Below are 26,262 nucleotides of genomic sequence, written 5' to 3' on the forward strand. Positions count from 1 at the left end.
TGGCGATGTTCGGCGTTGAGCCAGAGGTGCTGCGCACCGCGTCCAAGGAGTTCGGCAACGGCTCCGACGCGGTGCGCGAGGCAGCGGAGATGATCTCGATGCTCCAGCTCGACGCGGGCGCGTTCGGGGAGGTCGACGCCGCCGCGGAGTTCGCGGAGGCGCTGTCGAAGTTCGTCGGCACGCACTCCCAGGACCTGCGGCGCGGTTCCTCCTGGTTCACCGACGCGGCAGAGGGTCTCGTGTCGAACGCCGAGGCCTACCAGCGCACCGATGACGATCATGCGACGGCGTTGAAGAAGCTCCTGCAGGGATTTGGGGGAGGCAAGTGAGCTACCCGGATCCCGAGAGCCTGTACGGCAGGCTCGCATCAGGCGATGTCGGCCGGATCGCCGCCGCCGCCGATCCGATCACCGGTGCGATCAGCGCGGTCGGTCGCGCTGGAGAGTCCGTCGCCAACGGTGGCAAGACCGCCGTCAGCAACTGGACCGGTGACGCGGCCACGAAGTTCACCGCCCGCGCCCAGCTGTCCGCCACCGCCGCCAAGGCCGCTGCCGAACGGCTCGGCGCGGGTGTCGACATCGTGCAGGCCGCCTCGCGTGCCTACGGCCAGATGCGCGGTGCCGCGGACCAGGCGATCGGCGTGTGGCGCGGCCGTCCGCCCGGCATGGACGAGGAGCAGACCCGGACGCTCGCCAGCCAGGTCAACGAGCACCTGAACAAGGTGAAGTCGGGCTACAACGACGTCTTGCGCTCATACGCGAGCGCGCTCACCAAGATTCCGCCGGGCTTCGAGGAGTCCGCACGCACGGACTGCGGCTGGGACCGCGCGGCCCAGCGCGGTGGCGCGGGCGGTGCCCTGCCGCCGGTGCCGCCGCCGGGCTCCGACCCTAAGGCCGTCGCCGACTGGTGGAAGTCGCTCAGCAAGGAGCAGCAGGAAGCGCTCAAGAACACCAAGTATCAGGAGCTCGGTCAGCTCCGCGGGCTTCCCGCCGACGTGCTGGACGCCGCGAACCGCAAGCGGATCCCAGAGGACGTGGCCCGGTTCAACGCGGAGAAGGACCAGCTCAAGCAGCAACTCGCCGACCGTGCTCGCGAACTCGGCGTCGATCCGAACTCGTCCGAGGGTCAGCGCGCTCTGCGCAACGACGCCCAAGGCTCGCAGCTGATGTCGCAGTACGACGAAGCGGCACGACGCGCGAAGAACTCGGAGGATGCGAACGGCTCGCTGCGGGAGGCCGACAAACTGGCTCAGGAGACCGGCAAACCGGCGTACATCCTGGCCTGGAGCCCTGACGGTGCCGGCGCCAAGGAAGGTGCGATCGCCGTCGCGTTCGGCAACCCGGACACCGCGAAGAACGTCGCGGTGTGCGTGCCCGGCACCACGTCCACCCTCAGCAGCTTCGGCCTGGACCAGGCCTCGAACCTCAGCGCGAAGATGGGCCCGGACGGCGCGGCGATCCAGTGGCTCGGCTACGACGCGCCGGAATTCCTGCCCGGTCAGGTGAACGACCCCGCGCAGGCGATCGAGGGCGGTCAGATCCTGGCGAAGGACGTCGAGGGCTACCGCACCACCAACCCGAACGCCCACGTCACGGTGATCGGCCACAGTTACGGCAGCACGGTCGTCGGCTATTCCGCCATGGACAACGGACTGAAAGCGGACGACATCGTGTTCGTCGGCTCGCCAGGCGTCGGCGCGTCCAATGTGGACCAGCTGTCGGCTGGTGGCGGGCACGTCTACGTCGGTGGCACAGAACACGATCCGGTCATCCAGGCGACGAGTGGTGACTGGTTCACCAAGGACGGGTCGTCGACCGGTCCTTACGACTCCTCGTTCGGCGCAAAGACGTTCGGCACGTCCGGCGAGTCGTGGATCGGGCACGCACACTCGTCCTACTACGACAAGGACTCCGAGTCGCTCAACAATCTCGCCAAGATCGCGAACGGCGACGGCGGGAGCGTCACCGAGCAGCGCTGGCAGGACGCTCCCACGCCGCGTGAGGTGCCCGGTTCGGACCTGCCCGGGGTCGGGCCGGTCATCGACTGGGGGGTCAACACCGGCAAGGAGGTCGTCGACATGGGCGAGGACGTCTGGCGCGGTGGTGGTCAGGTCGTGGACGACATCTCGAACGGGCGCTGGGGTGACGCGGCCGGGCACGCGGTGGACACCGTCGGCGAGGTCGCGAGCGATGCCGGCGACGTCGTGGTCGACACGGTGGGCAACGCGGTGGAGCTCGGGCGGGACGTTGTCGACGGTGTCGGTGGCGCGGTGAAGACGATCGGGTCGTGGTTCTAGAAACGCACGATCGGCAGCAGGGGTGAGAGGTCGGCCCGGGTCCCCGACGCGGTGACTCGGGCGCCGTCCAGCGCGTCGGTCCAGGCGAGCGTGCCGGTGGCCAGTTCGAGCCATGTGCGCGGGTCGGTCTCGACGACGTTCGGGGGCGTGCCGCGGGTGTGGCGCGGGCCTTCGACGCACTGCACGGCCGCGAACGGGGGAACGCGCACCTCGACGCTGCGGCCGGGCGCGATCTGTTCGAGGGTGCGCAGGCTCAGCCGGACGGCGGCGGCGAGCGCGGGACGTTCTGGCTGGTCAGCCTCACCTCGCAGCCACGGGAGCACGGCCTGCACGGCGGCTCGCAGCTCGGCTGGGTCGACGGCTTTGGCTGGCACGCCGCCCACATTAGCGAAGGGGCAGCGGCGCTCCCGGGGGTGTTGGTATACCTGTGGGCTGTGATCAGGAACTTCGCCGTCGTCGGTCCCGGGCAGGCGACCAGGGAGCGGCTGACGGCGGCGCTGGCGGCGGCACCGAACATCTCGACCTACCGGATCGGGCGGGGCGCGGACCCGTTGCCCGTCTCGGCCACCTTCGACCCCTCCGACCAGCCGGGCTGCCGGACCCTGCTGGACTGGTTCGAGCGCGGTGCGCCGTCGGGTGCGGTGCTGCTGGTGGACGACTGGTCGCTGTGCGCCGGGTACGACCCGGAACTGGTCGGCACCGTCGAGTGGATCGCCGCCTTCGGACCTGCCAGAGGAGTGCAGGTCGTCCTGACGGCGCGGAACTGGGCGGACGTGCCGGACCGGCTGCGGCGGCACCTGCACGGGGAGGCCACGGACTTCCTCGGCCTGCACGAGATCGAGGCCGACCTGAGCAACAAGCACCAGCGCCACGACCTCAGGGCCGCCGTCGGCGGGGACGCCCGCGGCTGGCCGGTGTACCTGGACATCGGTGCCGACGGGCCGAACGGCACCTACCTCGGCCCTGCGGCTGTTCGCGAGCAGAGGCTCCTCGCCGCGTTGCTGGGCCTCATGATCACGCACTCGTCGAAGGACCTGAACCTCGGCTTGTTCGACATGAAGAACATCGGCGTCTTCGACGGTCTGGACACGGCGCCCCATGTGTCGTTCGCACTCAGCGGCGAAGGCGACGACGAGTTGTTCGAGCGGTTCCAGGCGGGGCTCGCCGGGGAGCTCGACCGGCGGCGGCAGCTCATGGGCCACGAACCGTTGCCGGCACTGCTGATCTGTGTGGACAGCGCCGAGGTGCTGATCGAGCGGTACCCCGGCTTCCAGGGCGTCCTGGAGTCGCTCACCCGAGCAGGCCGCGGTCTGGGCGTCCACCTGCTCTACTCCGGTGACGCGTTCCCGGCCTCGTTGCCGTTCCAGCTCCCCGAATGGCCCTCCGCGGTGCCGCCGCACGACCTGGAGGAGTGGGCGGAACTGCTGCCGCCCATGCTGATCGGCTCCGCGCCGCCCGCCCATGCCCTCGCGCTACCGCCACTGCACAGCAGCCACGCGGACCTCACGCTGGGAATGCTTCCGCCCGGCGCCATCGGCCTGGTGGACAAGCCGTTCGAACAACGGCGTGACGTGCTGGTGCCGACGTTCACCGAGGAACTCCGCCACGGCGCCATCGTCGGCAAACCGGGCACCGGCAAGAGCACCACGCTGCGCACCCTCGCCGGCGTGCTCGGTGATCCGGGCCGCTACCAACTCCTCGACGGTCCCGGCGAGCCGCTCGATCCGCAGCGTCACATCGTGGTGACCGCCCGCACCTGGGACCAGGTGCCGCCGTTCATCAGGAACAGCCTGGCGTTCGCCGTCGAGTTCCGCCTGGACGACCCGGCCACGTCGCTCGTCGATCCCGGCCAGGCCGCCCGCGTGCCGGACCGGCCCGGCTTCGGCCTCTCCCTGCCCCACCGCCTCCACGCACAGATCGCGCTCCCGTGAACCACCTCGCCCTCATCGGGCCGCCCGACCTCGTCACGCGCCGAATCGCCGCCATACAAGGGATCTACCGCATCGGACGAGGCGAGGCGGCCGGGGTCGCGCGGAGTTTCGAGCCCGGTGACGAACGGCGGCGGCAGAACCTGCTGGCGTGGTTCGAGCGAGGAGCAGAGCCCGGCGCGACGCTGCTGGTCGACGACTGGAAGTACTGCAGTGACAGCGATCCGGGGCTCGCCGACTCCGTCCGGTGGATCGCGGCGGCGGCGTGGAACGTGCGGGTGATCATCACCGCGCGGGCCGTGGACGAGCTGCCGGAGCGGCTGCCGTTGCGGGTCGAGGTGCTGGACTTCCTCTCGCTGCACGGGTTGGGGCGGTTCACCAAGGCGCTCGCGTGGAAGGGACGGTGGTGGAAGGTCCCGGTCGGTGTCAGCGAGAGCGGCAGGCCGGTGGTCGCGGAGCTCACGCACTTCGCCGACGGGAAGTGGCGGACGGGATCGCACCTGAGTATCACCGCGCCGGAGGCGTTCCGGAGTCTGGTGCTGGGGTTGATGACCACGCACTCACCCAAGCTGTTCCAGGCGGTCTTCATCGACGCGCACGACACGGACGTGTTCGCCGGGCTTGACCAGGCGCCGCACGTGCTGGCGCATCACCGTGACGCGGCAGGGGATCCCGCGCGGATCGCCGAGGAACTCCTGGCCGAGTCGGACCGCCGGCTCGAGGTCGTCGGCAACACCTGGACGGTCTTCGACCACCGCGGTTTCGACCAGGTGCTGCCGCAACTCCTGGTCTGCGTCAACGGTTTCGCCGAACTCGAACCGACCGAGCTCGGTGCGGCGCTGCTGAGGATCGCGCAGGACGTCGGGAAGTCCGGCGTGCAGCTGTTGCTCGACAGCCCGCACGAGGTGGCGGACCTGCGGATCGACGACTGCGAGGCGCCCGCGAACCTCGGCGAGGTGGCGAAGTCGTTGCCACGCTTGATGCTCCGGGAAGAGCCGGTGCCGGACTTCTTCACCCTGCACGAGATGCCGAACAAGCACGTGTGGAAGCCACGGCCGGTCAAGCTGCAGTACCGGGTCGCGGTCGGCGTGGACGAGTACGGGCAGCCGGTCGAGATCGACCTGAAGTCCAAGCACCTGCAGGACGGGATGGGACCGCACGGCGACGTGGTCGCGCCGGAGGGCCGGCGGGCGGAAGGCATCCGTGCGCTGGTCCTCGGCCAGCTGCTGCGGCACTCACCGGACGAACTCCAGGTCGTCCTCATCGACTTCCACGGCAACGGTGTGTTCGCTGGTCTGGACGGCGCACCACACGTGCGGCACGGCATCGTGGACCTGCTCGAAGACCACGAACTGCGCACCAGAACGCTGGCGGAAAGTCGGCACCGGACCATCTGGGACTACCGCGCGGCCGGACTTGCGCTACCAGAACTGTTGATCTGCATCGACGGTGTGCACGGGCTCGTGGAGGAACGGCCGGAGTTCGGGGAGGTCCTGCAGACCTTGGCGACGGCGGGGCGCACCTATGGTCAGCACCTGTTGCTGTCCGACGCGACACCGAGCGAGCACTCGTCGTACCGGCTGGAGCTCACCGAACAGGGCTGGGCGCGGCGGATCGGGAGATCGGTGGAGAGGTTCGTGCTCCCCACCGACCTCAACGACGTGGCGTGGTCGTTGCCGGTCCAGATGGCTAGCTCTTGACATCTCTCCCAGCTGAAGCAGGGAGATTCTTCCCTCGCGGGTCGAGTTTCTGCTTCACAGCCCGTTGCCGCCTGGGTTACCAGCAAGGGACGGTGTACCGCCCACGGTCCTACACAAGCTCCACAGACCTGACATCCCACCAGCCCGGCGGTAGACCCGCCGACTTGGCTATCGCCGAACGGGCGCGACAACCGTACCAGCCGCTCCGCCAGCCACCACACCTGCGGGTCAGAGCACGGCCTTTCGCTCTAGGGGCGAAGCCCCGCCCTTGCCCTGCTCCGCAGGGGTCCGTTTCCTCCCCGGCCTGAAGGCCGGGGTATCTACAGAGGAAATCCCGATGAACGACGCAACTTCCGTTGTGCGTCATAGAGGTTGCGCGGGGTCACATCGGTCGTGCCGTAGAGCTCCAGGCGGGAGTTCAGCTCGCCGGTGAAGTCCGGCTTGTCGACCTGACCGAAGTCGCGGACCTCGGAGATCGCCACGGTGGCGCTGCAGGGCGCGACCTGGTCGATGCGGACGTTGCCGGCGCGCTGGTTGGTGACGGTGACGTTCCAGTGCGTGAAACGGGCGCCGTACAACGGGCCCGCGTTCGCGCTGCCGCCGTGCGCGCCGACGTTGTTGATGGTGATCTCGGTGCGGACGTTTGCGAACGGCAGGCCGCGGTGGGTGTCGAAGACGTCGTGGTCCATGCGGCCGCGGGTCCAGACGTTGCCGCAGGACAGGCCTTCGACGTTCAGGCCGTGGTTGCCTGCGCCCGCCTGCGAGGGTTCGGACGGCGCCTCGATCACGAAGCCGTCGGTCAGATTGTCGTGCGACTGCTCGCGCACCGCGTACGCGTGGTGGTGGCCGCGGCCGGACACGCGGGTGTTCAGCAGTGAGATTCCCTTGGAGGACACCAGGAGGAAGCCGTTGTCGACGTCCTGGACGTGCACGTCGTCGGCCCAGCAGTCCCACGCGCACTGGAACGCGAGACCGTTGTAACCCTTGTCCTGCAGGTGCTTCGGGGTCGGCACCTGGAACATCTCGATCTTGATGCCTTCGACTCCGGCACCGGTGACGACGGGCGCCATCGTGGTCAGGCGGGCCTTCCACTCCGGGCGGATCTCCAGCGGCAACGGCTGCGCGAGCTTCACCCTGTTGCCGCGCACCCACTCCACCCGCACCGGCCACAGGAACGGGAAGTACGACAGGAGCTTGCTCTTGTCGTCCCACCGGTAGGTCGCCGTGCCGGGAACGTCACCGCACATGTGCTTGGGCAGCGAGTACTCGGAGTCGTCCAGCCTCAGCAACACGCGTTGGCCGGCGCGCAGCTTCCGTCCATTCTCGACGGTCACCACGAACGAGCCGCGCGCCGCGGCACCGGTGACGGCGGTGAGCGTCTCACCGGCTTCCAGCTCGTTGCCGGTCCAGCCCTCGAACGGCCAGTCGCGAGCCTTGATCGCGTCGACGAGCGGCTGGTAGCGGTCGCGGTGGCAGACCCACACCAGGCCGCCGGACCAGCTCCACGCCGAGTTCTCCGAGCCGTAGCGGCTGCGGTTGATGCCGACGATCTCCTCCAGCGACCGGGCCGCGTAGAAGGTCGTCTTCCTGCTGCCCGCCCCGCGCAGCACCACGTTGTCGTAGCCGATGCGGATGATGTCGTCGATCCGGTAGCGGCCCGGCGGCACGTACACGGTGCCGCCACCCAGCCTGCCGACGAACTCGATGGCCTTGTTGATGGCGGCGGAAGCGTCGGCCGAGCCGTCGCGCCTGGCGCCGAAGAAGAGGACGTTCGCACGCACGGGGCGGCGGGCGGGCTTCTCGCCCGTGCGGTAGCCGGCGTAGGCGATGTTGGGGATCTGCGGGTGGTTGTACGGGTTGGCAACGAACTCCTGCCACAACGAGGCGGAGGACTGCGCGGTGGCAGTCCCCGTCATCGTCGGCGTCCCGACCAGCGCAGCCCCTGTAGCCAGCAGGAACAGCCTTCTGTCGATGCTCATTTCGCCGTCTCCAAGGGGTCTTGGCCACGGCGGCGGTGGTCAGATCAAACCAGAGATCAGACTCCCGCGGAACGGACCGCCTCGGTGATCAGCTCGTCGACCTGGTGCATCATCCGGCGCGCGTCGGTCGGCGTGAACGTGCTCCACGGCGGCTGACCGTTCGACGCACGGCGTTGCTGCAGGTAGCGGCCCTCTTCGGTGTCGAAGAACGCCACCACGCGCTCGGGACGCCAGCGCTTGCCGTACTTGTCGCGGGCGGCCGCGCCGAAGTTCCCGGTGTGCACGAGCCCGGTGAACATCTTCACCAGCGCCTTCGCGTCGGCCTCGCGCAGCCCGATGGCGCGGAACTCGGCCTCCATCGACTTCGGCGAGCCGTCGGTCCGTCCGATCGCCTTCTCGATGTCCTCGCTCGGCAGCGTCACCGACAGACCCGTACCGGCGGGGTGCGCGGGCAGCACCGACAGCACCGCCGAGGCGAGCCCGGAGCCCGCCCACGGCTGGAACGTCAGCTGGTCGTCCCGCAACGTCGCCAGCGCGCCCCAGTCGCCGTTCGCCACGGCGAGGACGCGCAGGCTGTGCCCGAGCCAGAGGCGGCCGTCCGCCTCCCGCTCGGGCTTCACGAACATGCGCAGGAGCCCGTCCAGTTCGGACGAGAGGCCGCGCGAGTTGCCCAGGCGCCGGTGGTCCAACTGCTGGTAGACGCGGTTCTCGAGCTGGATGCGCTCGTCGCGCGTCTTACCAGGCGTGGGAACTTTCAGAATGAGCGGCATGGGGCCGACGTTCATGCGTTCCCACAGCACGTCGAACTCCTCGGCGGAGAGAGTGATCGGTTCCCTCTCCGCCGGAGCGCCGAACAGACTCACTCTGGCAGGCCACCGATGACCGGTGGCGCGACCATGCGGTCGTCACCGAACACGTCGTCGGTCTCGACCAGGTAGTCGGCCGCCTTGTGCTCGATGTCGTCCTCGCCCTCGCCCCGCTGGCCGGGCGCGCCGCCACCGGCAGCGGCACCGGCCGCACCGGCCTTGCCCGCACCGGCGCCAGTGCCCGCGGCACCGCCACGCAGCGCGTCGGGACCGGAGCCCACGCCGGACATGCCACCGGGCATCCCGCCGGGCTTCATCGCGCCGCTCTGCTGGCCGGACGAGCCGAGCGAGCCGGACATCGGCCCGAACGGCTTGCCGGAGCCGGAACCGGGCTGACCACCGCGACCGCCACCAGGGGTGCCGGGGCCACCGGGACCGCCCGTGCCGGGCCGGGTGAACACGGGGCCGCCGGGGATCGGCGTCGGCGTGGGGGTCGGCGTCGGCTGCGGCAGGCTCGTGGGAGGCGGGGTGTAGGTGGGAGGCGGCGTCGTCGTCGGAGGCTGCGTCCACGACGTGTGCGTGGTGTCGGTGGGCGGCGGCGTCCAGCCGGTCGAGACCTGCGGCTGCGGGGTCGGCGTCGGCGTGCCGGTCCACGACGGGGTGGTCGTGTTGTGACCGGTCGGCGCGCCAGAGCCGGTCGACGTGTAGCCGACGCGCGTGCTGCCGGTGCCCGTGTCGCCGGGAGGCGGCGTGTCGATCACGACCTGCGGCGGCGTCGGGAACTCACCGAGCGTCGAGGAGTTCCAGCGGCTGTCCGACTGGTAGTCCTCCATGACCTTGACGGCCTGGGCGGCGGCGTTGTCCGCCGCGGCTTCCTGCCGCTCGTGGTCCTGCTGCTGGCCGATGACGTGCGCCATGCCGAGCGGACCGGTCAGCGCCCCACCGGCGTAGTCCAGGAAGCCGGGCTTCTCGGTCGTGACCGGGACGACCTCGGGCATCTTCTTGCGCGCGTCGGCGATGTACTCGCCCTGCAGCCGCGCGGAGCTCTCCATGGTCGTCGCGCCGGACTCGGCGAAACCGGCCCACTGGGCCAGCGGCGACAGCGCGCCCTGGGCGGCGTCGGCGGCGTCGGACTCCCAGTCCGCACCCATCTTGGTCAGACCGGTGTGCAGGTCGGCGTCGATCTGGGCCAGCGTCGCGGCGATCTGCTTCCAGCCCTGTTCGACCGGGATGGAGGCGGAGACGCCGGGGCCGGAGTTGATCATCTTGTACAGCTCGGGGTGTGCATACCCCTGGAAGCGGTGGTCAGTCATCGGTCAGTCCCCCTCTCAGTCCTGGTCCCGCAGGTGCTTGCCCCACATGGCCGCGTTGTCGCCCTCGGTCATGCGGTACTGCTCTTCGATCATCTTGAGCTGGTCGATGACGCCGATGAGCTGCTTCTTGTAGAAGGTCAGCGCGGCGAGCGCCTTCTCGGACGTCTGGTCGTTGAACGCCTTCGACGTCTCGCTGGAGATCGGGTCCTCGGCCCACGGCCTGGTGGGCAGGTCGCGAACGGAGTGCTCGATCTTCTCCTCGAACTCCGCCAGCGCTTGCTCGAAGGCCTTCCTCGCCTGCGGAATGGCTGATGGATCCACCTTCAGCTTGCGCTGCCCGAACTCCGGGGGCGACGAGGCGCCTCCACCATCCGCGAGAAACACGGCACACCCTCCTCAGTACGGCCCTCTTGGAACGAGCCATGTGTGCATTTGGGACGACTTTAGCTCTGATGCATTACGCGAGTGACCGGTTCCCGGTACAAGGTGCGTACTTCTACTCAACTGTCATTTGGCGGCCAACGTGGCGGCGGCAGCGCCCGCGACCGCCTTGGCACGTTCACACGCACCGTCCTGGGTCGCGCTCGTCTCGCCGAGCCCTCCGAAGGCGTCCACCAGCAACAACTGGCCTTCGTTGGCGTCGATGTAGACCTCGCAACCGCCGACAGAACCCGGAGACTCCCTCTGCGTGAGGTACGCGGGATAGCCCGCTACCCGCAGGGAGGTGAGCTTGGACTCACCGACCGTCCTCTTCAGCCGTTCCACGCCGCCGTTGAGCAGGGTGTGCATGGCGCCGAGATAGGTGCGGACGTCGAAACTCACGTTGCACGCCTTGCTTCCCTCCCCGTAATCGGGGAGCGGAGTACCCGCGTTGGCGCTCTTCAGACCCAACGCGGTCTTCTGCTCCGGCGTGATCAGCGAGCACGGATCGAGCGTCTGGAGATCGACGGCTTTCGGCCTGTTCACCGGGGCGGCGGTACCGGTGGAAGTTCCGGTCGTCGGAGCGGAGCCCGTCTGATCACTCGCGGAGGGCTTGCCCGGCTCGGTCGTTGAACACCCGGCCAGGACCACTGCCAGCAAGAACGGGATGGCAAGTCGACGCATGGCGGCCAACGTATCGGATCACCGGGCACGCAGGGTGGCGAACGAGGTGTCCCACGTCACCCGTTGGGCGCATTGCCGGTCACCCCAGCCAAAAGGAAACCTTCTTTACGATACCCCGAAGCGCCGCCGCCCCGATGCGTCGAGGAGCGACATGCTGCGCAACCGACCACTACCGGCCCTGGTCGTGGCGGCGGTGGGTCTGGCCCTGCTCGTGCCAGGCACCTCAGCCAACGCGGGGCCCGTGCCCGGCACCGGAACGGCGCTCACCGTGGCCGCCGCCCCCGGACAGACCTCCACCATCCCCGACTGGCGCATGCAGACCAGTGCCACCGCCACGCAGGCCGGCAGCGTCATCTCCGGGACCGGCTACTCGGACGCCGGGTGGCTGACCGTGCCCGCGCGGTCGACGGTGATGGCCGGCCTGATCGCGAACGGCAGGTACGGGGACGTCAACTACTCGGACAACCTGAAGAGGGCCAACCCCGCCGACTTCAAGGTGCCGTGGTGGTACCGCAAGGTCTTCCAGGCCGACCCGCGGCCGGGCGTGCACACGTTCCTCAAGCTCAACGGCGGCGTGATCTCCCGCGGCGAGGTGTGGCTGAACGGTACGAAGGTCGCCGGCACGGACACGGTCATCGGCGCCTACCCGACGTTCGAGTTCAACGTCACCAGCCTGCTGCGTAAGGGCGACAACGCGCTCGCCATCAAGGCGTCGCCGTCCGACCCCGCCAAGGACCTGGTGATCCACTTCATCGACTGGGCGCAGCTCCCGCCCGATCGCAACCAGGGCCTGTTCCGCGACGTCGACATCGCGCAGAGCGGCGCGGTCTCGGTGCGCGGCCTGCACGTCCTGTCCGACCTGCCGCTGCCGAACCTGAACACCGCCACGGTCACGGTGAAGGTCGACGCGCGCAACAACACCGGCAGCGCGGTCACCACGACGGTCGCCGGCAGCGCCGCGGGCCAGAACTACAGCCAGATCGTCAGCCTGGCCGCGAACGAGACCAGGACCGTCACGTTCACGCTCAACGTCACCGACCCGCAGGTCTGGTGGCCGTACCAGATGGGCGCGCAGCCGCTGTACGACGCGACGGCCACGGCGACCGTGGGCGGCGCCAGGTCGGACGAGCAGAAGACGACGTTCGGCATCCGCGAGGTCACCTCGAAGATGATCAGCGGCAACCTCCAGTACCAGATCAACGGCAAGCCGATCCTGATCCGCGGTGGCGGCTGGGCGTCGGACCTCTTCCTGCGCACCGACGTGCGGAAGATCGCCGACGAGCTGATGCTGACGAAGTCCATGGGCCTGAACACGATCCGTCTCGAGGGCAAGCCCGAGAACGACGAGATCTACGACATGGCCGACCGCATGGGCATCCTGCTGATGACCGGCTGGGAGTGCTGCTCGAAGTGGCAGAACACCGGCGGGTTCACCGCGGAGGACAAGAGGGTCGCCGGTGCGTCCGCCGAGGGCGAGGCCAAGCGGATCCGCAACCACCCCAGCGTGTTCACGTTCCTGATCGGCTCGGACGAGGCGCCGGTCGCCGACGTGGAGAAGATCTACCTGGACGCCCTGAAGCGTGCCGGCTGGCAGACGCCGATCGTCACCGCGGCCGCGCGCCGCAGCTCTCCGCAGCTCGGTGACTCGGGCATGAAGATGGACGGCCCGTACTGGTGGGAGCCGCCGGTCTACTGGTACAACAACCAGAAGGGCGGCAGCGCGGGCTTCGCGTCGGAGATCGGCCCCGGCCTCGCGATCCCGGAGATGGACGAGCTCAGGAAGTTCATGAGCCAGGCGGAGATCAACAAGCTGACGAACTACAACGCGCCGCAGTACCACCTGTCGCCGTCGGCCAACTTCAGCAAGATCGGCTTCTGGGGCACGGCGCTCGACAACCGCTACGGCAAGCCGTCCACAGTGGACGACTTCGTCAAGAAGGCGCAGCTACAGCAGTACGAGACGAACCGCGCGCAGTTCGAGGCGTTCGGCCGCGACTTCTCCGACACCGGCGCGAACCAGGCGCAGGGCCTCATCTACTGGATGCAGAACGACCCGTGGCCCAAGCTCTACTGGCACCTCTACAACTACAACCTCGCGACCGCGGGCTCGTACTTCGGTGCCAAGACGGCCAACAAGGCGTTGCACGCGCAGTACTCCTACGACGACAAGTCGCTCGCCGTGGTGAACATGGGGCTGGAAGCCAAGCAGGGCATGAGCCTGCAGGTGACGGTCTTCAACTCCGACGGAACGCAGAAGGCGAACCAGACGCGTCCGGTTCCGGCCAGGGCCAACGGTTCCGTGCGGGTCGGCACCCTGCCGCAGCCGTCCGGCCTGACGCCCGCGTACTTCGTGCGGCTGCTGCTGAAGGACTCCACGGGCAAGGAGATCGACCGCAACGTCTACTGGCTGTCCACCAAGGCGGACACGCTGAACTACAACGCCGGTGACTGGTGGTACACGCCGCAGGCCCAGTACGCGAACCTGAAGTCGTTGAGCTCGTTGAGGGCCGGCCATGTGTCGGTGACCTCCACGACGACGCCAAGCACGAACGGCAGGCAGTCCACGAGCGTGACCATCAAGAACACCGGGACCTCCGTGGCGTTCTTCATGCGGGCGTCGCTGCGCAAGGGTCAGGGCGGCGCCGAGGTGCTGCCGGTCGACTGGAGCGACAACTACATCACGCTGTTCCCCGGTGAGAGCCAGACGATCCGGGGCGAGTACCGGACGTCCGACCTCGGCGGCGCTCAGCCGGTCGTCCAGCTATCCGGGCACAACGTGAGCAGGCGCTAGCAGCGGTTCGCGACGACGGCGGGTCGTTCCACGGGACGGCCCGCGTCGAGCGACCGCTAGAGATCGCCACGCAGCAGGCTGTCGATGTTCTCCGGCGGGCCCGGCCGCGCGAAGAACCACCCCTGCCCCGTGTCACATCCCAGCCGCAGCAACCGGGCGGCCTGGGCCGGTGTCTCCACACCCTCCGCCGTGACGCCCAACGACAACGCGTGCGCCAGTTGCACCAGCGTTGCGACGATCTGCGCGTCGACCGGGTCTTCCTCGTTCTCGGCCCGCAGCCCCTCCATGAACGAGCCGGCGATCTTCAGCTCGTGCACGGGCAGGTGCTTGAGGTAGGCCAGGTTCGAGTAGCCGGTGCCGAAGTCGTCGATCGCGATGCGCACACCCATGTCGCACAACGCCCGCAGCGCTTCCAGGGGCTCGTCGGCGGTGCCCATGATCGCCGACTCGGTGAGCTCCAGCTGCAGGTGGTGCGGCGGCAGCGCGCACTCGTCCAGGATCTGCTTGACGTCGCGCACCAGTTCGGGGTCGCGGGACTGCCGCACGGCCAGGTTCACCGACACGAACGGCGCCGCGTCACCGAACTCCACCAGCCAGCGCCGCGCTTCCTGGCAGGCCTTGCGCAGCACCCACCGTCCCAAGGGGACGATCAGGCCGGTCTCCTCGGCCAGTTCGATGAACCGGTCCGGCGCGAGCCGCCCGAACTCCGGGTGCTGCCAGCGCACCAGCGCCTCGACGCCGGTGACCGTCGAGTCCTCCAGGCGCACCAGCGGCTGGTACTCGACGTAGAACTCGCCGCGTTCCAACGCGCGCGGCATCGTCGCGGACAGCGTGAACCGGGCGACCTCGCGGGCGTTGCGCTCCGGGTCGTACAACGCCCAGCGCGCCTTGCCATCGGCTTTGGCCCAGTACAGCGTGATGTCCGCGTCGCGCATCAGGTCCGCGGACGTGGTGCCGGACAGCTGCCGTTCGACGATGCCGATCGACGCCGACACGGACAGCTCGTGACCCGCGATGCGGATCGGCGCCTCCAGCTCGGTCAGCACCCGGTCCGCGACGTCCACGATGTCCTGCTCGCCGGACGAGCCCTCGACCAGGATCACGAACTCGTCGCCGCCCATGCGCGCGACCAGCTTGCCCTCGCCGGACACCGAGTGGTCGAGCCGGCGGCCGACCTCGACCAGCAGCTGGTCGCCCGTGTCGTGGCCCAGCGAGTCGTTGATGACCTTGAAGCCGTCCAGGTCCAGGTAGCAGAGGCCGGCCCGCACGTGCTTGGCCCGGTTGTTGAACACGCGCCCGAGGCGTTCGAGGAACAGCGCGCGGTTCGGCAGCCCGGTGAGCGGGTCGTGCAACGCCTGGTAGCGCAGCCGGTTCTGCAGCAGGTGCCGGTCGGTGACGTCCTCGATCATCGCGACCTGGTACTGCGGCTCGCCGTGGTCGTCGCGGACCAGCGACAACGTCAGGTGCGTCCACACCTGCTCGCCGTCGGCCCGGTGGAACCGCTTCTCGGCCCGGTAGTGGTCGCACTCGCCCGCGATGAGCTGGTCGTAGAGCCGCCACACGCTGCCCGCGTCCTCGGGGTGCATGAGGTCGCGCACGTTGTACTGGCGCATCTCCTCGACGCTGAACCCGAGCATGTCCTGCAGGGCCTGGTTGACGTCCAGGATCCGGCCGTCGATCGCCGCGATGCCGATGCCGATCGCGGCCTCGGTGAACATCGCGCGGAACCTCGCCTCCGAGGCCCGCAGCATCGACTCGGCCTGGTCGCGGGCGTCCAGCACGGCCGCCCTGATCGCCTCCTGCTCGGCGAGCGTGCGTTCGCGCAGCGCGCGGGCGTACCCGGCGGCCAGCGCGCCCTGCAGGGCGGACAGGCGGGACGTCAGCCTGGCGTCGCCGGGGAAGCCGAGCTCGGCCGGCAGGTCGTCGCCGAGCAGCTGGATCGTGCGGCCGAGCGTGTCGGTGCCGGTGAAGTGCGCGTCGACCAGCCGTGAGCCGATCTCGTAGCCGGGTGCCGTGCGGAACGGGGTCGCGAACAGCGCCTCGACCAGCGTCTCGGTGAGGTCCTGGAGGTGCTGGGCGACCTCGGCCCTGGTCATCGGCACGTAACTCGACCCGATGACGGCCGTGGCCCAGCTGCGGGCGAACGCCTCGGCACCGGCCAGTACGGCCGGGCTCAAAGGAGAGCGATCCTCACGCACCCGCTGGTCAACCCGATCGGTCATCTTCTCGGCCCTAACGCCACGAACGCGCAGCATACGGCTGGTCGCCGTCCGGAGTCATCTCTACGCCTTCCGGCCTATCGCGCCGAACCCGGGAAAACGCTTCCCGGACTCCTCCACGTCGGCCGGCGACTCGGGGCGCCAGGCCGGCACCCGGACGACACCCGGCTCGACCAGCGCGAACCCGTCGAAGAGGCGGCTGATCTCGGCCGGGTCGCGAAACCTCATCCGCGTGACGTCGCGGTCGTAGATCTTGCGGGCCTGCCGGGACGCCTCCGTCTCCTCGTCCGCCTCGTAGCCGGCGTGCGAGATCGCGAGGAAACCGCCGGGCGACAGGCGGTCGCGATAGCCGCCGACGATGCCCCACGGGTCTTCCTCGTCCGGCACGAAGTGCAACAGCGCGATCATCAGCACGGCGACCGGCTCGTCGAAGTCGAGCTGCTTGTCCACCTCGTCCGAGGCCAGCACACCCGCCCAGTCGCGGATGTCGGCGTGCAGCACGCTCACCTGACCGTTGCCGGCCAGCAACGACCGGCTGTGCGCGACGGCGACCGGGTCGATGTCCACGTAGACGACCCGAGCCTGCGGGTCGGCGGCCTGCGCGATCTCGTGCACGTTGCCGACGGTCGGGATGCCGGAGCCGAGGTCGAGGAACTGCCGGACGCCGTGGCCGAGCAGGTAGCGGACGGCCCTGCGCAGGAACGCGCGGTGGTTGAGGACCACTCCGCGCAACTCGGGCATGGTCTCCAGGGTCTGCTGGGCGACTGCCCTGTCCGCGGCGAAGTTGTGCGCGCCGCCGAGCCAGTAGTCGTACACCCTCGCGACGCTGGGCCGCTCCAGGTCGATGTCCCCCGGCGCCCAGTTCGGCCGCTCCACTCGCTCACCCCACCCGCGTTCGGACCGTTCCAGCCCATCATGCCCCCGGTCCTTGGCAGAATGCCGACCTCGTGAGGAAAAGTTTGCTGCTGTCGACCATTCTCGCGTCCATCGGCGTGTTTCTGCTGGTCGGCGGCACGTTGCTGCTCGTGGACCCCCGCGCGCCCAAGCACGAGGCGATCAAGACCGGCGGTCTCGCGGGCGGTGCGATCATCGCCCTCTACGCGTTGTGGCTGAACGACCGGCGCCGCAAGGTCGAGGAGGCGCGCCAGGAGATCGAGAGCCAGCGCATCGACCACGACAGGTCCCGCGTGGCCGACGAACGGTTCGCGCGCGCCGTCGAGCTGCTGGGCCACGAGACCGCACAGGTGCGGGTGGGCGCGATGCACGCGCTGGCCGGCCTCGCGAAGTCCAGGACCGAGTACACCCAGACCGTGCTCGACATCCTCTGCGCGTACCTGCGCCAGCCGTACCGGAAGACGAAGAACGATCCCGAGGAGATTGAACTGGAGGTCCGGCTCACCTCGCAGCGGCTGATCGAGGACCTCCTGCCGCGCCTGGAGGAGGAGAGCCCGCCGATCTACGACCTCAACCTCACCAAGGCGCACCTGGAGTTCATGGACCTGTCGTACCGGCAGGTCGGCGACCTCTACCTGCGGGTCGCCCACTTCGAGGACTCGAACTCCTTCCACCACATGAAGATCCACGGCCACTTCTACGTGACCGAGGCCGTGATGACCGGGCGGCTGCACATGCACCACACGGAGATCGTGGGCAGGGCGTGGTTCAGCCGGTTCAAGGCGCGCGGGCTCGCGATCTTCACGGAGACGAAGTTCGGCGGGGAGACCAAGTTCGCGGACTCGGAGTGGACCGACGTGAAGGCGGACGGCTGTACGTTCGCGGTGGAAGCCGATCTTCCCGAAGCGTGGAGGAACTGACTAGATTCGCAACCCTCGGTCGGGGCAGGCATGACATCATCGGCCCGCCCCGATCAAGGTCAGCGACGTTGATTCAACTCAATATTCACACAATTCAACAGGCACGTTCGACTGACTGCAAACGGACAGACATCATTTTGTCATTCATGAAGTCCCCCACATACGAAACGTCATCCTTGTATTTGCGACAAGAGCCCGCAGTCATTGCTTCGGTGTATAACCTCGAATGCCAGCACGTGTTGTACACACGAAAGGAAGACGTCACAGCATCCCACTCCGTCGGCAAGGAATCAATACGCATTCCTTCTTGATCGCAATCTCGATAAGGAAACGGGATCTCGAGCGTCAGCGAGTCGCCACTGAAGTCCGCATCCTTGAAGAGCTTGATTGAATTCCACCACTGGCTCGTAACATCGCCACACGAGTAGCTTTTGAGCGCCAGTACCACTTCTCCTCCCACGGCACGCCCATCCGCGGGTTCATATTTGGCGACACATTCAACAGGCGCAGTCGACTGAGCCACAGCGGGCTTCGCCGACGCATTGACCGAACCTTCAATCATAAGCAGTACCACTGCGGCGACCGCAGCACCGAATCGACCAATCGACCAATCGACCATAATTCCCCCAAGATCTACAACTTGAGCACAAGCAATTCGTTCCCCGCCAAGCACCGTAGCAAAGAAGCAAAACTTCAACTCAAGCCAACAAAAACTATGACCTAGATCACATTCTGTTAATTGTTGACGCTGCCTGATGAGCCAGGAGCAACCATCTAGCGGTATGAAGCTACAAGACGCCGCCACAGGAGTCATGCGCTGGCTTACGGCCGCAATCGCCGCAATCATCCTGTCAGCAGCCTCCGGCATTTGGCTCTTTCTCTGGGATCCAAGTGCTTCAAAGGTCGAGATCCTGAAGACCGCGGGTGTCGTGGGCGGCGCGGTGATCGCGCTGTACGCGTTGTGGCTCAACGACCGCAAGCACTCCCTGGAGAGCGAGAAGGTCGCCGACGAACGGTTCGCGCGCTCGGTCGAGATGCTCGGCAACGAGGCCGACCAGGTGCGGGTGGGCGCGATGCATTCGCTGGTGTGGCTGGCGAACTCCACGCCGCGCTACACGCAGACCGTCCTCGACGTCCTGTGCGCGTACCTGCGCCGGCCGTTCCGCCACCTGTCCTGGGACGAGAACGGCGCCGACCCGGACACGGTCTTCGTCGAAGCGCAGCCAGAGGACCAGCGGGAGCAGCAGGTCCGGCGCACCGCGCAGCGGCTGATCCGCGACCTGCTCTCGTGGGGTGACAAGAAGAAGATCTACTACGACCTCGACCTGACCGGTGCCGCCCTGGAGTACTTCCAGCTGGACGGCAGGCGGGTCAACAGGTTCACCGCGCGCCGGGCCCAGTTCTACGGCATCACCACGTTGCCCCGCATGGACATCCGCAAGCCCACCCTCTTCTCCGGAGCCACCTTCCACGGGCGGCTGACCATCACGGAGACGAAGTTCGGCGGCGGCCTCGCGTTCACCGAGGCCACGTTCAAGGGCGAGGTCGACTTCCGCACCACGACGGTCGGCACGTTCCTCGCGCTCACCGACCCACCGCCGCCGAAGCAGACGGGCAAGCTGGAGGTGCTGCCCGGCACGGCGATGCGGACCACGCACGCGGGCTGGGCGCTATCCGGCGACCCGCAGCCGGCCCGCCCGCGCCTCGAAGACCATGTCCAGCAGCTCCCCGGCGGCCGCGCCGACGGTGTGCCCGGTGACGACGACCGTTTCCGCGAAGGGGACGTCTATGTCGCCGCGAAGCCCGAGGAAGCGGACAACGTCCGATTTTCCCGCGAAGGACTGGGGAACGAGCGCAACCCCGAGACCGAACCGGACGAAGTCAAGAAGTGAGTGCACGTCGTTGACCTCGACGGCGACGTGCCGCTCGATCCCGGCGGCGGCCAGCGTGCGGTCGACCTCGTCGCGCGTGCCCCAGTCGGCGTTGAAGTCGACGAACGACTGACCGGCCAGCTCAGCGAGCTCGACGGAATCCCTGGTGGCGAACGGACTTTCCGGCGCGCAGGCGAGCACGAGCGGTTCACTGGACAAAGTGGACACCCGCAGGTCGTCCGCCATCCTGTGCTGCCGGGTCACGAACGCGAGGTCGAGCCTGCCCGCGCGCACCTCCTCGACCAGCTCGGCGTTGCCGGACTGGCGCATCCTGATCTCCACGCCGGGGTGCAGCTCGTGGAACCGCGCCAGCACCGCGGGCAGGTGCACCACGTGCAGGCACTGCAGGCTGCCGACCGACAACGTGCCGCGCAGCAGCCCCTGGACGGCGGCGACCGCGTCCCTGGCGGAGGAGATGCTGCTCAACGCCCTGCGCGCCTCGGGCAGCAGCGCCCGTCCGGCCTGGGTCAGCTCGACCTGGCGGGTGGTGCGCAGGAACAGCGGCGCGCCCAGCTCGACCTCCAGCGCGCGGATCGACGCCGAGAGACCCGACTGGGCGATGTGCAGCCGGTGCGCGGCGCGCGTGAAGTGGCACTCCTCGGCGACCGCGAGGAAGTGTTCGAGCTGTCTGAGTTCCACGATTCATCACCCGCAGTGCTCAATGAGATCAGTTCTCTGCGTTGGACAGCTTAATCGTCAGGGGCCAGAGTGGAGTGCATGCAGAAGCGTCGTATCGGAGAAGTGGAAGTCAGCGCCATCGGCCTGGGCGGCATGCCCATCTCCGTGCAGGGGAGGCCGGAGCGCGCGCAGGCGATCGAGACCATCCACGCCGCACTGGACGCGGGCGTGACGTTCATCGACACCGCCGACGCCTACTCGCTCGACGACACCGACTTCGGGCACAACGAGTCGCTCATCGCCGAGGGACTGCGCGGCCGTTCCGAAGAGGTGTTCGTGGCGACCAAGGGCGGGCACACGCGCGTGCCGGGCGGCGGCTGGGAGCTCGACGGCCGGCCGGAGTACCTGCGTCGCGCGGTCGACGGGTCGTTGCAACGGCTCGGCGTGGACCAGATCTTCCTGTACCAGTTCCACCGGCCGGACCCGAAGACGCCGATCGCGGAGTCGGTCGGCGCGCTGAAGGAACTGCTGGACAACGGCAAGATCCGCTACGCCGGTGTCTCGAACTTCAACCCGGACGAGATCGTGCTCGCCAACGACATCCTCGGCGGACGGCTCGCGGCCGTGCAGAACCAGTTCTCGCCGGTGTTCCGGTCGAGCGAACCCGAGCTGGAGCTGTGCGCGAAGCTCGGCATCGCGTTCCTGCCGTGGAGCCCGTTCGGCGGGATCGGCAAGGCGGGCGCGCTGAGCGGTCCGTTCAAGGAGGTCGGTGACACCCACGGCGTGAGTGCCCACCAGGTCTGTCTCGCGTGGATGCTCGCGAAGTCCGAAGTGGTAGTCCCCATTCCGGGTGCTTCTCGACCGGCGAGCATCCGGGATTCGGCCTCCGCCACCCACCTGGAGTTGTCCGCCGAGGAGCTGTCCCGCCTGGACGGGTGACCCAGGTAGCAAATTAGGACAAATGGTCGCACGATCTAGTCCATGCGGACCTTGATCAGCATCGTGGCGATCGTCGCCGGCCTGACGCCGGCACCCGCGTCCGCGGCGCCCTTGCCCGAGGGCTCCGCGGACCACACCGCGGGTTCCCAGATCCTCAAACACGAAGGCACGGGCGACCTTCGTGCGGAGTCACCGCCCACCGAGGGCAAGGTGCCCGGCATGGACGTGAGCAGCCACCAGGGCGACGTCGACTGGAAGTCCGCCTGGGACAAAGGTGCCCGGTTCACCTACGTCAAGGCGACCGAGGGCGTCCACTACCGGAACCCGAAGTTCACCCAGCAGTACAACGGTTCCCTGAACATCGGCATGATCCGCGGGGCGTACCACTTCGCACTGCCGGACCGCGCCGACGGCGTGCAGCAGGCGAACTTCTTCGTCGACAACGGCGGCGGGTGGTCGCCCGACGGCATGACGCTGCCGCCCGCGCTCGACATGGAGTACAACCCGTATGGCGACACTTGCTACAACATGAACCAGACCGCGATGACGGCGTGGGTCAAGGAGTTCAGCGACACGGTCTACGCGCGCACCAAGCGTTATCCGGCGATCTACACGTCCACGAGCTGGTGGAACAAGTGCGTCGGCGGCGCGGTGAAGTTCGGCGACAACAATCCACTGTGGATCGCGCACTACAGCTCGAAGCTCGGCGCGTTGCCGGCCGGGTTCGACTTCCACACGATCTGGCAGTGGCAGGCAGCCGGGCTCTTCCCCGGTGACCAGAACCTGTTCAACGGCAGGTTCGAGCAGCTGCAGCGGATCGCGGCGAGCTGAGCAGGGCCCCGTCGGCGACGGGGCCCTTCGTGCTCAGTCGAACAGCGCCGGCAGCGTGCCCTCCCAGGCTTCGCGGAGCTCGTCCAGCGGGAGTTCGCCGAGGCCCTGGACCTCCAGGGCGTTCGACTCCGGGTCGACGACGCCGACCTTGCGCCACGGCAGGCGGCGCGCGGTGCACATGTCGACGAAACGCTGTTCCTCGGTGCGCGGCACGGCGACCAGCACGCGGCCGGCGGACTCGCTGAACAGCGCGGTGAACAGGTCGCCCTCGAGGAAGACCCGCGCGCCCACCTCGCCGATCAGGCACGTCTCGACCAGGGCCTGCGCCAGGCCGCCCTCGGAGAGGTCGTGCGCGGCGGAGACCATGCCGTCGCGCGAGCCGGCGACGAGGATCTCGCCGAGCAGCTTCTCCCGCTTGAGGTCGGCCTTCGGCGGCAGTCCGCCCAGGTGGCCGTGGACGTGGTGCGCCCACTCCGACCCGCCGAACTCGTCGTGCGTCTCGCCGAGCAGCAGCAGCGTCTCGCCGGCCTCGGCCCCGATCCCGGTCGGGATGCGGCGCCGCACGTCGTCGATGACGCCCAGCACACCCACGACCGGCGTCGGCAGGATCGCCGTGGAGCCGGTCTGGTTGTAGAAGCTGACGTTGCCGCCGGTCACCGGGATGCCCAGCTCCGCGCAGCCGTCCGCGAGGCCCTTCACGGCCTGCTCGAACTGCCACATGACCGCCGGGTCCTCCGGCGAGCCGAAGTTGAGGCAGTTGGTGACGGCGACCGGGGTGGCACCCGTGGCCGCGACGTTGCGGTAGGCCTCGGCCAGCGCCAGCTTCGCGCCCTCGTACGGGTCGAGTTTCGTGTAGCGGCCGTTGCAGTCCGTGGAGAGGGCCACGCCGCGACCCGTCTCCTCGTCGATGCGGATCATGCCGCTGTCGCTCGGCTGCGCGAGGACCGTGCCGCCGCGGACGTAGCGGTCGTACTGCTGCGTGACCCACTTCCTGGAGGCCAGGTTGGGGCTGGCCGCCATGATCTTGATCAGTTCCAGCAGGTTCTCGGGCCTCGGGAGGCTGTCCGGGGTGTTCGCCTGGAGCTCGTCCTGGTCGGCGGGACGCTGGATCGGCCGGTGGTAGACCGGGCCCTCGTGCGCGACCGTGCGCGGAGGCACGTCGACGACGACCTCGTCGTGGTAGGTGATGACCAGGCGGTCGCCTTCCGTCACCTCACCGATCTCGGTGGCGATGACGTCCCACTTCGCGCAGACCTCCATGAACGCCGCGACGTTGGCCGGTTCGACCACCGCGCACATGCGTTCCTGGGACTCGCTGGAGAGGATCTCGGCCGGGGTCATGTTCTTCGCCCTGAGCGGGACGCGGTCGAGCCACACGTGCATGCCGCCGTCGCCCGCTGAGGCCAGTTCGCTAGTCGCGCAGGACAGGCCCGCGCCGCCGAGGTCCTGGATGCCGGCGACGATGCCCTTCTCGAAGAGCTCGAGCGAGCACTCGATCAGCACCTTCTCGGTGAACGGGTCGCCGACCTGCACGCTCGGCAGCTTCTTGCGCTTGCCGGCGGTGTCGTCGAACGTCTCGCTCGCCAGGACGCTCACGCCGCCGATGCCGTCGAGGCCAGTGCGCGCGCCGTAGAGGATGACCTTGTTGCCGGTGCCGCTCGCGTGCGCGAGGTGCAGGTCCTCGACCCGCATCGCGCCGACGCACAGGGCGTTGACCAGCGGATTGCCCTGGTAGGACTCGTCGAACACGACCTCGCCACCGATGTTCGGCAGGCCGAGACAGTTCCCGTAGCCGCCGACACCCGCGACGATGCCCGGCAGGACGCGCTTCGTGTCCTCGGCGTCGGGCCTGCCGAACCGCAGCGGGTCCATGACGGCGAGCGGCCGCGCGCCCATCGCGAGAATGTCGCGCACGATGCCGCCGACCCCCGTCGCGGCGCCCTGGTAGGGCTCGACGTACGACGGGTGGTTGTGGCTCTCGACCTTGAACGTGACGGCCCAGCCGTCACCGACGTCGACGACGCCGGCGTTCTCGCCGATGCCCGCGAGCATCTTGCTGCGCATCTCGTCGGTCGTGGTGTCGCCGAAGTACTTCAGGTGCACCTTGGACGACTTGTAGGAGCAGTGCTCGCTCCACATGACCGAGTACATGGCGAGCTCGGCGTCCGTGGGGCGGCGCTTCAGGATCTCCTTGATGCGCGCGTACTCGTCGTCCTTCAGGCCCAGCTCCTGGTAGGGCTGCTCCTGATCAGGCGTCGCCTCGGCGTTCTTGACGGTGTCGATCATGCCTTCACCACCGTGTCGAGCAGGGAAAGGAACATGCCCAGTCCGTCGTCCGTGGGGCCGGTGAGCGCGTCGATGGCGTGCTCGGGGTGCGGCATGAGGCCGACAACGTTGCCCCTGGCGTTGGTGATGCCCGCGATGTTGTTGCGGCTGCCGTTGGGGTTGTCACCGACGTACCGGAAGACAACCCTGCCGTTGTCTTCGAGCTCTTTGAGGGTGTCTTCGTCGGCCTGATAGCCACCCTCGCCGGACTTCAACGGCACGAGGATCTCGGCGTTCTTGTCGTAACGGGTCGTCCAGGCGGTGCTGGTGTTCTCGACCTTCAGCCACTGGTCGCGGCACACGAAGTGCAGCCTGTGGTTGCGGGTGAGCGCGCCGGGCAGCAGATGCGCCTCGGCGAGGATCTGGAAGCCGTTGCAGATGCCGAGAACCGGCATCCCCTTGTTCGCGGCCTCGATCACTTCCTGCATCACGGGCGCGAACCGCGCGATCGCGCCGCACCGCAGATAGTCGCCGTACGAGAACCCGCCGGGGACGATGACCGCGTCAACGCCCTTGAGGTCGTGATCCCCGTGCCACAACGGCACAGCTTCCCCGTCCGCGTACCTGACGGCCCGCTGCGCGTCGACGTCATCGAGGGTGCCGGGGAAGGTGATGACACCGACCCTCATGCCTCGACCCTGCGCACGGTCCAGTCCTCGATCACGGGGTTCGCGAGGAAGGTCTCGGCGATCTTGGCGAGCGTGGCGTCGTCGACGTCGTCGGCGACCTCCAGCTCGAAGTGCTTGCCCTGACGGACGGCGGTGACGCCGTCGAAGCCGAGACGGGGCAGCGCGTTCGCCACCGCCTGGCCTTGGGGGTCGAGAATTTCGGGCTTCGGCATGACGTCGACGACAACTCGGGCCACGACAGACTGCTCCTGGGTTTGGAGGGGCTGGCGGTACCTCGAGAGCCTATCTGACCTGTGCGTTCATCCTCCCGACACGTGTTCGGGGGCACATCGTCGCCGGTCCACCTTCGGGTGAACGCGCTTGCTTCGGCGGGACCGTTTGGTAATCTGGTGTCAGCTTCGGCCCGTAAGCCGGAGAAGTGAGCACGGTGCCCGTCCGGACGGTCGGCCGCCGTGCTTTGCGCTATCTGGACCAATTGTCCACGGCAGTCTCCTTCGCGACGAGCGAGCGCACACGCCTTGCCCAGTCACCTCCCGCACCGTGGCACCACGCCACCACGTCAGGGATCCAGAGCAACTCGTCGTGCGAGCTCTCCAAGTGCTCGTAGGTGATCTTCGAGTGGCTTGGCCGCTTGCCCAGCGTCGTGCGGATCGTCTGCGCGTCGTGAAGATTGCGCTCCTCGCGGCTGTCGAGCACCAGCCTCCTCGTGTCCAGGTCGAGGAGATCGTTGATGAGTGCGATGAGGCACTCCTGGCGCGCGATCTCTTCCCCAGCAGAGCAGGTGCCGGTGTAGATGTGCACGGTGGCGCCGATGGACACCAGCCTGGACACGATCAGCTTGCGTCGATCGGTCTTCTCCTTCTTGAAGTGAAGCTCTCGCTGACCGGGGAACAGCAACCGGCGCAGCGCTTTTCGCGTGCGCGCCAGGTCGCCGGGGTCGACGAGGACGGCAGCCAGCAGGTACGTACCGAACAACAGTTCACCAACTCCAACCGATCGGGTCCGAACGATCAGGTATTGGACCTATTCCAACAAGCTA

Annotated in this window: 22 protein-coding genes and 1 pseudogene; 9 read left to right on the top strand and 14 right to left on the bottom strand. The window is 68.2% G+C overall.

All coding sequences use genetic code 11. The annotated features are described in order from the left end of the window. Nucleotides 1-5: 5 nt before the first annotated feature. The gene (locus BLR21_RS26065; RefSeq protein WP_090009417.1) at nt 6-329 is read left to right on the top strand and encodes a type VII secretion target; all 324 of its coding nucleotides are present in this window, start codon (nt 6-8) and stop codon (nt 327-329) included. Beyond that, nucleotides 326-2,296, top strand: coding sequence for an alpha/beta hydrolase (locus tag BLR21_RS26070; protein ID WP_090009234.1), 1,971 nt, complete (start codon nt 326-328; stop codon nt 2,294-2,296). The genes BLR21_RS26065 and BLR21_RS26070 overlap by 4 nt, the downstream gene beginning before the upstream one ends. Here the strand turns inward: BLR21_RS26070 and BLR21_RS26075 are convergent. Then, nucleotides 2,293-2,670, bottom strand: coding sequence for a sterol carrier family protein (locus tag BLR21_RS26075; protein ID WP_090009420.1), 378 nt, complete (start codon nt 2,668-2,670; stop codon nt 2,293-2,295). The two genes, BLR21_RS26070 and BLR21_RS26075, sit on opposite strands and share 4 nt — an antisense overlap. Before the next feature lie 60 nt (nt 2,671-2,730). Here BLR21_RS26075 and BLR21_RS26080 point away from each other — a divergent pair, with 60 nt between their 5' ends. Both BLR21_RS26080 and BLR21_RS26085 read left to right on the top strand, forming a co-directional pair. Then, nucleotides 2,731-4,227, top strand: coding sequence for a type VII secretion protein EccC (locus BLR21_RS26080; protein ID WP_090009237.1), 1,497 nt, complete (start codon nt 2,731-2,733; stop codon nt 4,225-4,227). Next, entirely contained in the window at nt 4,224-5,924 is a 1,701-nt protein-coding gene (locus tag BLR21_RS26085; protein WP_090009240.1) for an FtsK/SpoIIIE domain-containing protein, read from the top strand. Before BLR21_RS26080 ends, BLR21_RS26085 begins: the two co-directional genes overlap by 4 nt. 320 nt (nt 5,925-6,244) lie before the next feature. Here BLR21_RS26085 and BLR21_RS26090 read toward each other — a convergent pair whose 3' ends face one another. The 5 genes from BLR21_RS26090 to BLR21_RS26110 form a co-directional block, all read right to left on the bottom strand. Beyond that, entirely contained in the window at nt 6,245-7,903 is a 1,659-nt protein-coding gene (locus BLR21_RS26090) for a glycosyl hydrolase family 28-related protein (RefSeq protein ID WP_090009243.1), read from the bottom strand. Between the two features lie 56 nt (nt 7,904-7,959). Next, nucleotides 7,960-8,766, bottom strand: coding sequence for an ESX secretion-associated protein EspG (locus BLR21_RS26095; protein ID WP_090009246.1), 807 nt, complete (start codon nt 8,764-8,766; stop codon nt 7,960-7,962). After that, nucleotides 8,763-10,022 (bottom strand): PPE domain-containing protein, encoded by a 1,260-nt coding sequence (locus tag BLR21_RS26100; RefSeq protein ID WP_143027877.1) that lies wholly within the window; start codon nt 10,020-10,022, stop codon nt 8,763-8,765. Before BLR21_RS26100 ends, BLR21_RS26095 begins: the two co-directional genes overlap by 4 nt. Nucleotides 10,023-10,037: 15 nt before the next feature. After that, complete coding sequence (locus BLR21_RS26105) at nt 10,038-10,406, bottom strand: hypothetical protein (RefSeq protein ID WP_090009252.1); 369 nt, start codon at nt 10,404-10,406, stop codon at nt 10,038-10,040. Between the two features lie 123 nt (nt 10,407-10,529). Beyond that, entirely contained in the window at nt 10,530-11,126 is a 597-nt protein-coding gene (locus BLR21_RS26110) for a DUF3558 domain-containing protein (RefSeq protein WP_090009255.1), read from the bottom strand. 151 nt (nt 11,127-11,277) lie between these two features. Here BLR21_RS26110 and BLR21_RS26115 point away from each other — a divergent pair, with 151 nt between their 5' ends. Further along, nucleotides 11,278-13,917, top strand: coding sequence for a glycoside hydrolase family 2 protein (locus BLR21_RS26115; protein ID WP_090009259.1), 2,640 nt, complete (start codon nt 11,278-11,280; stop codon nt 13,915-13,917). Nucleotides 13,918-13,973: 56 nt separating this feature from the next. Here BLR21_RS26115 and BLR21_RS26120 read toward each other — a convergent pair whose 3' ends face one another. Further along, nucleotides 13,974-16,139, bottom strand: a complete 2,166-nt coding sequence (locus BLR21_RS26120; protein WP_176929788.1) for a putative bifunctional diguanylate cyclase/phosphodiesterase — start codon at nt 16,137-16,139, stop codon at nt 13,974-13,976. Nucleotides 16,140-16,199: 60 nt separating this feature from the next. After that, nucleotides 16,200-17,012, bottom strand: a complete 813-nt coding sequence (locus BLR21_RS26125; RefSeq protein WP_090009262.1) for an SAM-dependent methyltransferase — start codon at nt 17,010-17,012, stop codon at nt 16,200-16,202. Between the two features lie 71 nt (nt 17,013-17,083). Between BLR21_RS26125 and BLR21_RS26130 the strand changes: the two genes are divergently transcribed. Then, complete coding sequence (locus tag BLR21_RS26130; RefSeq protein ID WP_090009266.1) at nt 17,084-17,950, top strand: pentapeptide repeat-containing protein; 867 nt, start codon at nt 17,084-17,086, stop codon at nt 17,948-17,950. A 94-nt stretch (nt 17,951-18,044) separates the two neighbouring features. Here the strand turns inward: BLR21_RS26130 and BLR21_RS41820 are convergent, their stop codons facing one another. After that, nucleotides 18,045-18,818, bottom strand: a complete 774-nt coding sequence (locus BLR21_RS41820) for a hypothetical protein (RefSeq protein WP_143027878.1) — start codon at nt 18,816-18,818, stop codon at nt 18,045-18,047. A gap of 559 nt (nt 18,819-19,377) precedes the next feature. Between BLR21_RS41820 and BLR21_RS44435 the strand changes: the two are divergent. Next, a pseudogene (locus BLR21_RS44435) lies at nt 19,378-19,503 on the top strand (pentapeptide repeat-containing protein); the annotation flags it as partial. Nucleotides 19,504-19,620: 117 nt separating this feature from the next. On the opposite strand, the gene BLR21_RS44440 reads toward BLR21_RS44435, so the two are convergent. Next, nucleotides 19,621-20,520, bottom strand: a complete 900-nt coding sequence (locus BLR21_RS44440) for a LysR family transcriptional regulator (protein WP_090009269.1) — start codon at nt 20,518-20,520, stop codon at nt 19,621-19,623. Nucleotides 20,521-20,598: 78 nt separating this feature from the next. On the opposite strand from BLR21_RS44440, the gene BLR21_RS26140 reads away from it, so the two are divergent. Together BLR21_RS26140 and BLR21_RS26145 are read left to right on the top strand one after the other, a co-directional pair. Beyond that, complete coding sequence (locus BLR21_RS26140) at nt 20,599-21,438, top strand: aldo/keto reductase (protein ID WP_090009425.1); 840 nt, start codon at nt 20,599-20,601, stop codon at nt 21,436-21,438. 42 nt (nt 21,439-21,480) lie between these two features. Next, nucleotides 21,481-22,269, top strand: a complete 789-nt coding sequence (locus tag BLR21_RS26145) for a lysozyme (protein WP_090009274.1) — start codon at nt 21,481-21,483, stop codon at nt 22,267-22,269. Between the two features lie 33 nt (nt 22,270-22,302). On the opposite strand, the gene purL is transcribed toward BLR21_RS26145, so the two are convergent. The 4 genes from purL to BLR21_RS26165 all read right to left on the bottom strand — a co-directional run bounded on the left by purL (nt 22,303) and on the right by BLR21_RS26165 (nt 26,198). After that, entirely contained in the window at nt 22,303-24,555 is a 2,253-nt protein-coding gene (purL, locus tag BLR21_RS26150) for a phosphoribosylformylglycinamidine synthase subunit PurL (RefSeq protein WP_090009277.1), read from the bottom strand. Next, nucleotides 24,552-25,223 carry a phosphoribosylformylglycinamidine synthase subunit PurQ gene (purQ, locus tag BLR21_RS26155; RefSeq protein WP_176929789.1) on the bottom strand — a complete coding sequence of 224 codons (672 nt, stop codon included), beginning with the start codon at nt 25,221-25,223 and terminating at the stop codon, nt 24,552-24,554. The genes purL and purQ overlap by 4 nt, the downstream gene beginning before the upstream one ends. Further along, nucleotides 25,220-25,459: a phosphoribosylformylglycinamidine synthase subunit PurS gene (gene purS, locus BLR21_RS26160; protein WP_030477798.1), complete on the bottom strand. Its 240-nt coding sequence runs from the start codon at nt 25,457-25,459 to the stop codon at nt 25,220-25,222. Before purS ends, purQ begins: the two co-directional genes overlap by 4 nt. 226 nt (nt 25,460-25,685) lie before the next feature. Next, on the bottom strand, nt 25,686-26,198 hold the full coding sequence (locus BLR21_RS26165; protein ID WP_256334935.1) for a hypothetical protein: 513 nt from the start codon (nt 26,196-26,198) through the stop codon (nt 25,686-25,688). Nucleotides 26,199-26,262 lie beyond the last annotated feature (64 nt).

Source organism: Lentzea albidocapillata subsp. violacea, from assembly GCF_900100275.1.
Taxonomy (GTDB): Bacteria; Actinomycetota; Actinomycetes; order Mycobacteriales; family Pseudonocardiaceae; genus Lentzea; species Lentzea violacea.

Coding starts and splice junctions, on each gene's coding strand:
- BLR21_RS26100 (WP_143027877.1), bottom strand. CDS start 10,022: ATGACTGACCACCGCTTCCAGGGGTATGCACACCCCGAGCTGTACAAG.
- BLR21_RS26090 (WP_090009243.1), bottom strand. CDS start 7,903: ATGAGCATCGACAGAAGGCTGTTCCTGCTGGCTACAGGGGCTGCGCTG.
- BLR21_RS26145 (WP_090009274.1), top strand. CDS start 21,481: ATGCGGACCTTGATCAGCATCGTGGCGATCGTCGCCGGCCTGACGCCG.
- purQ (WP_176929789.1), bottom strand. CDS start 25,223: ATGAGGGTCGGTGTCATCACCTTCCCCGGCACCCTCGATGACGTCGAC.
- BLR21_RS26115 (WP_090009259.1), top strand. CDS start 11,278: ATGCTGCGCAACCGACCACTACCGGCCCTGGTCGTGGCGGCGGTGGGT.
- BLR21_RS26120 (WP_176929788.1), bottom strand. CDS start 16,139: ATGACCGATCGGGTTGACCAGCGGGTGCGTGAGGATCGCTCTCCTTTG.
- BLR21_RS26140 (WP_090009425.1), top strand. CDS start 20,599: ATGCAGAAGCGTCGTATCGGAGAAGTGGAAGTCAGCGCCATCGGCCTG.
- BLR21_RS26110 (WP_090009255.1), bottom strand. CDS start 11,126: ATGCGTCGACTTGCCATCCCGTTCTTGCTGGCAGTGGTCCTGGCCGGG.
- BLR21_RS26065 (WP_090009417.1), top strand. CDS start 6: ATGTTCGGCGTTGAGCCAGAGGTGCTGCGCACCGCGTCCAAGGAGTTC.
- purL (WP_090009277.1), bottom strand. CDS start 24,555: ATGATCGACACCGTCAAGAACGCCGAGGCGACGCCTGATCAGGAGCAG.
- BLR21_RS41820 (WP_143027878.1), bottom strand. CDS start 18,818: ATGCCGGAGGCTGCTGACAGGATGATTGCGGCGATTGCGGCCGTAAGC.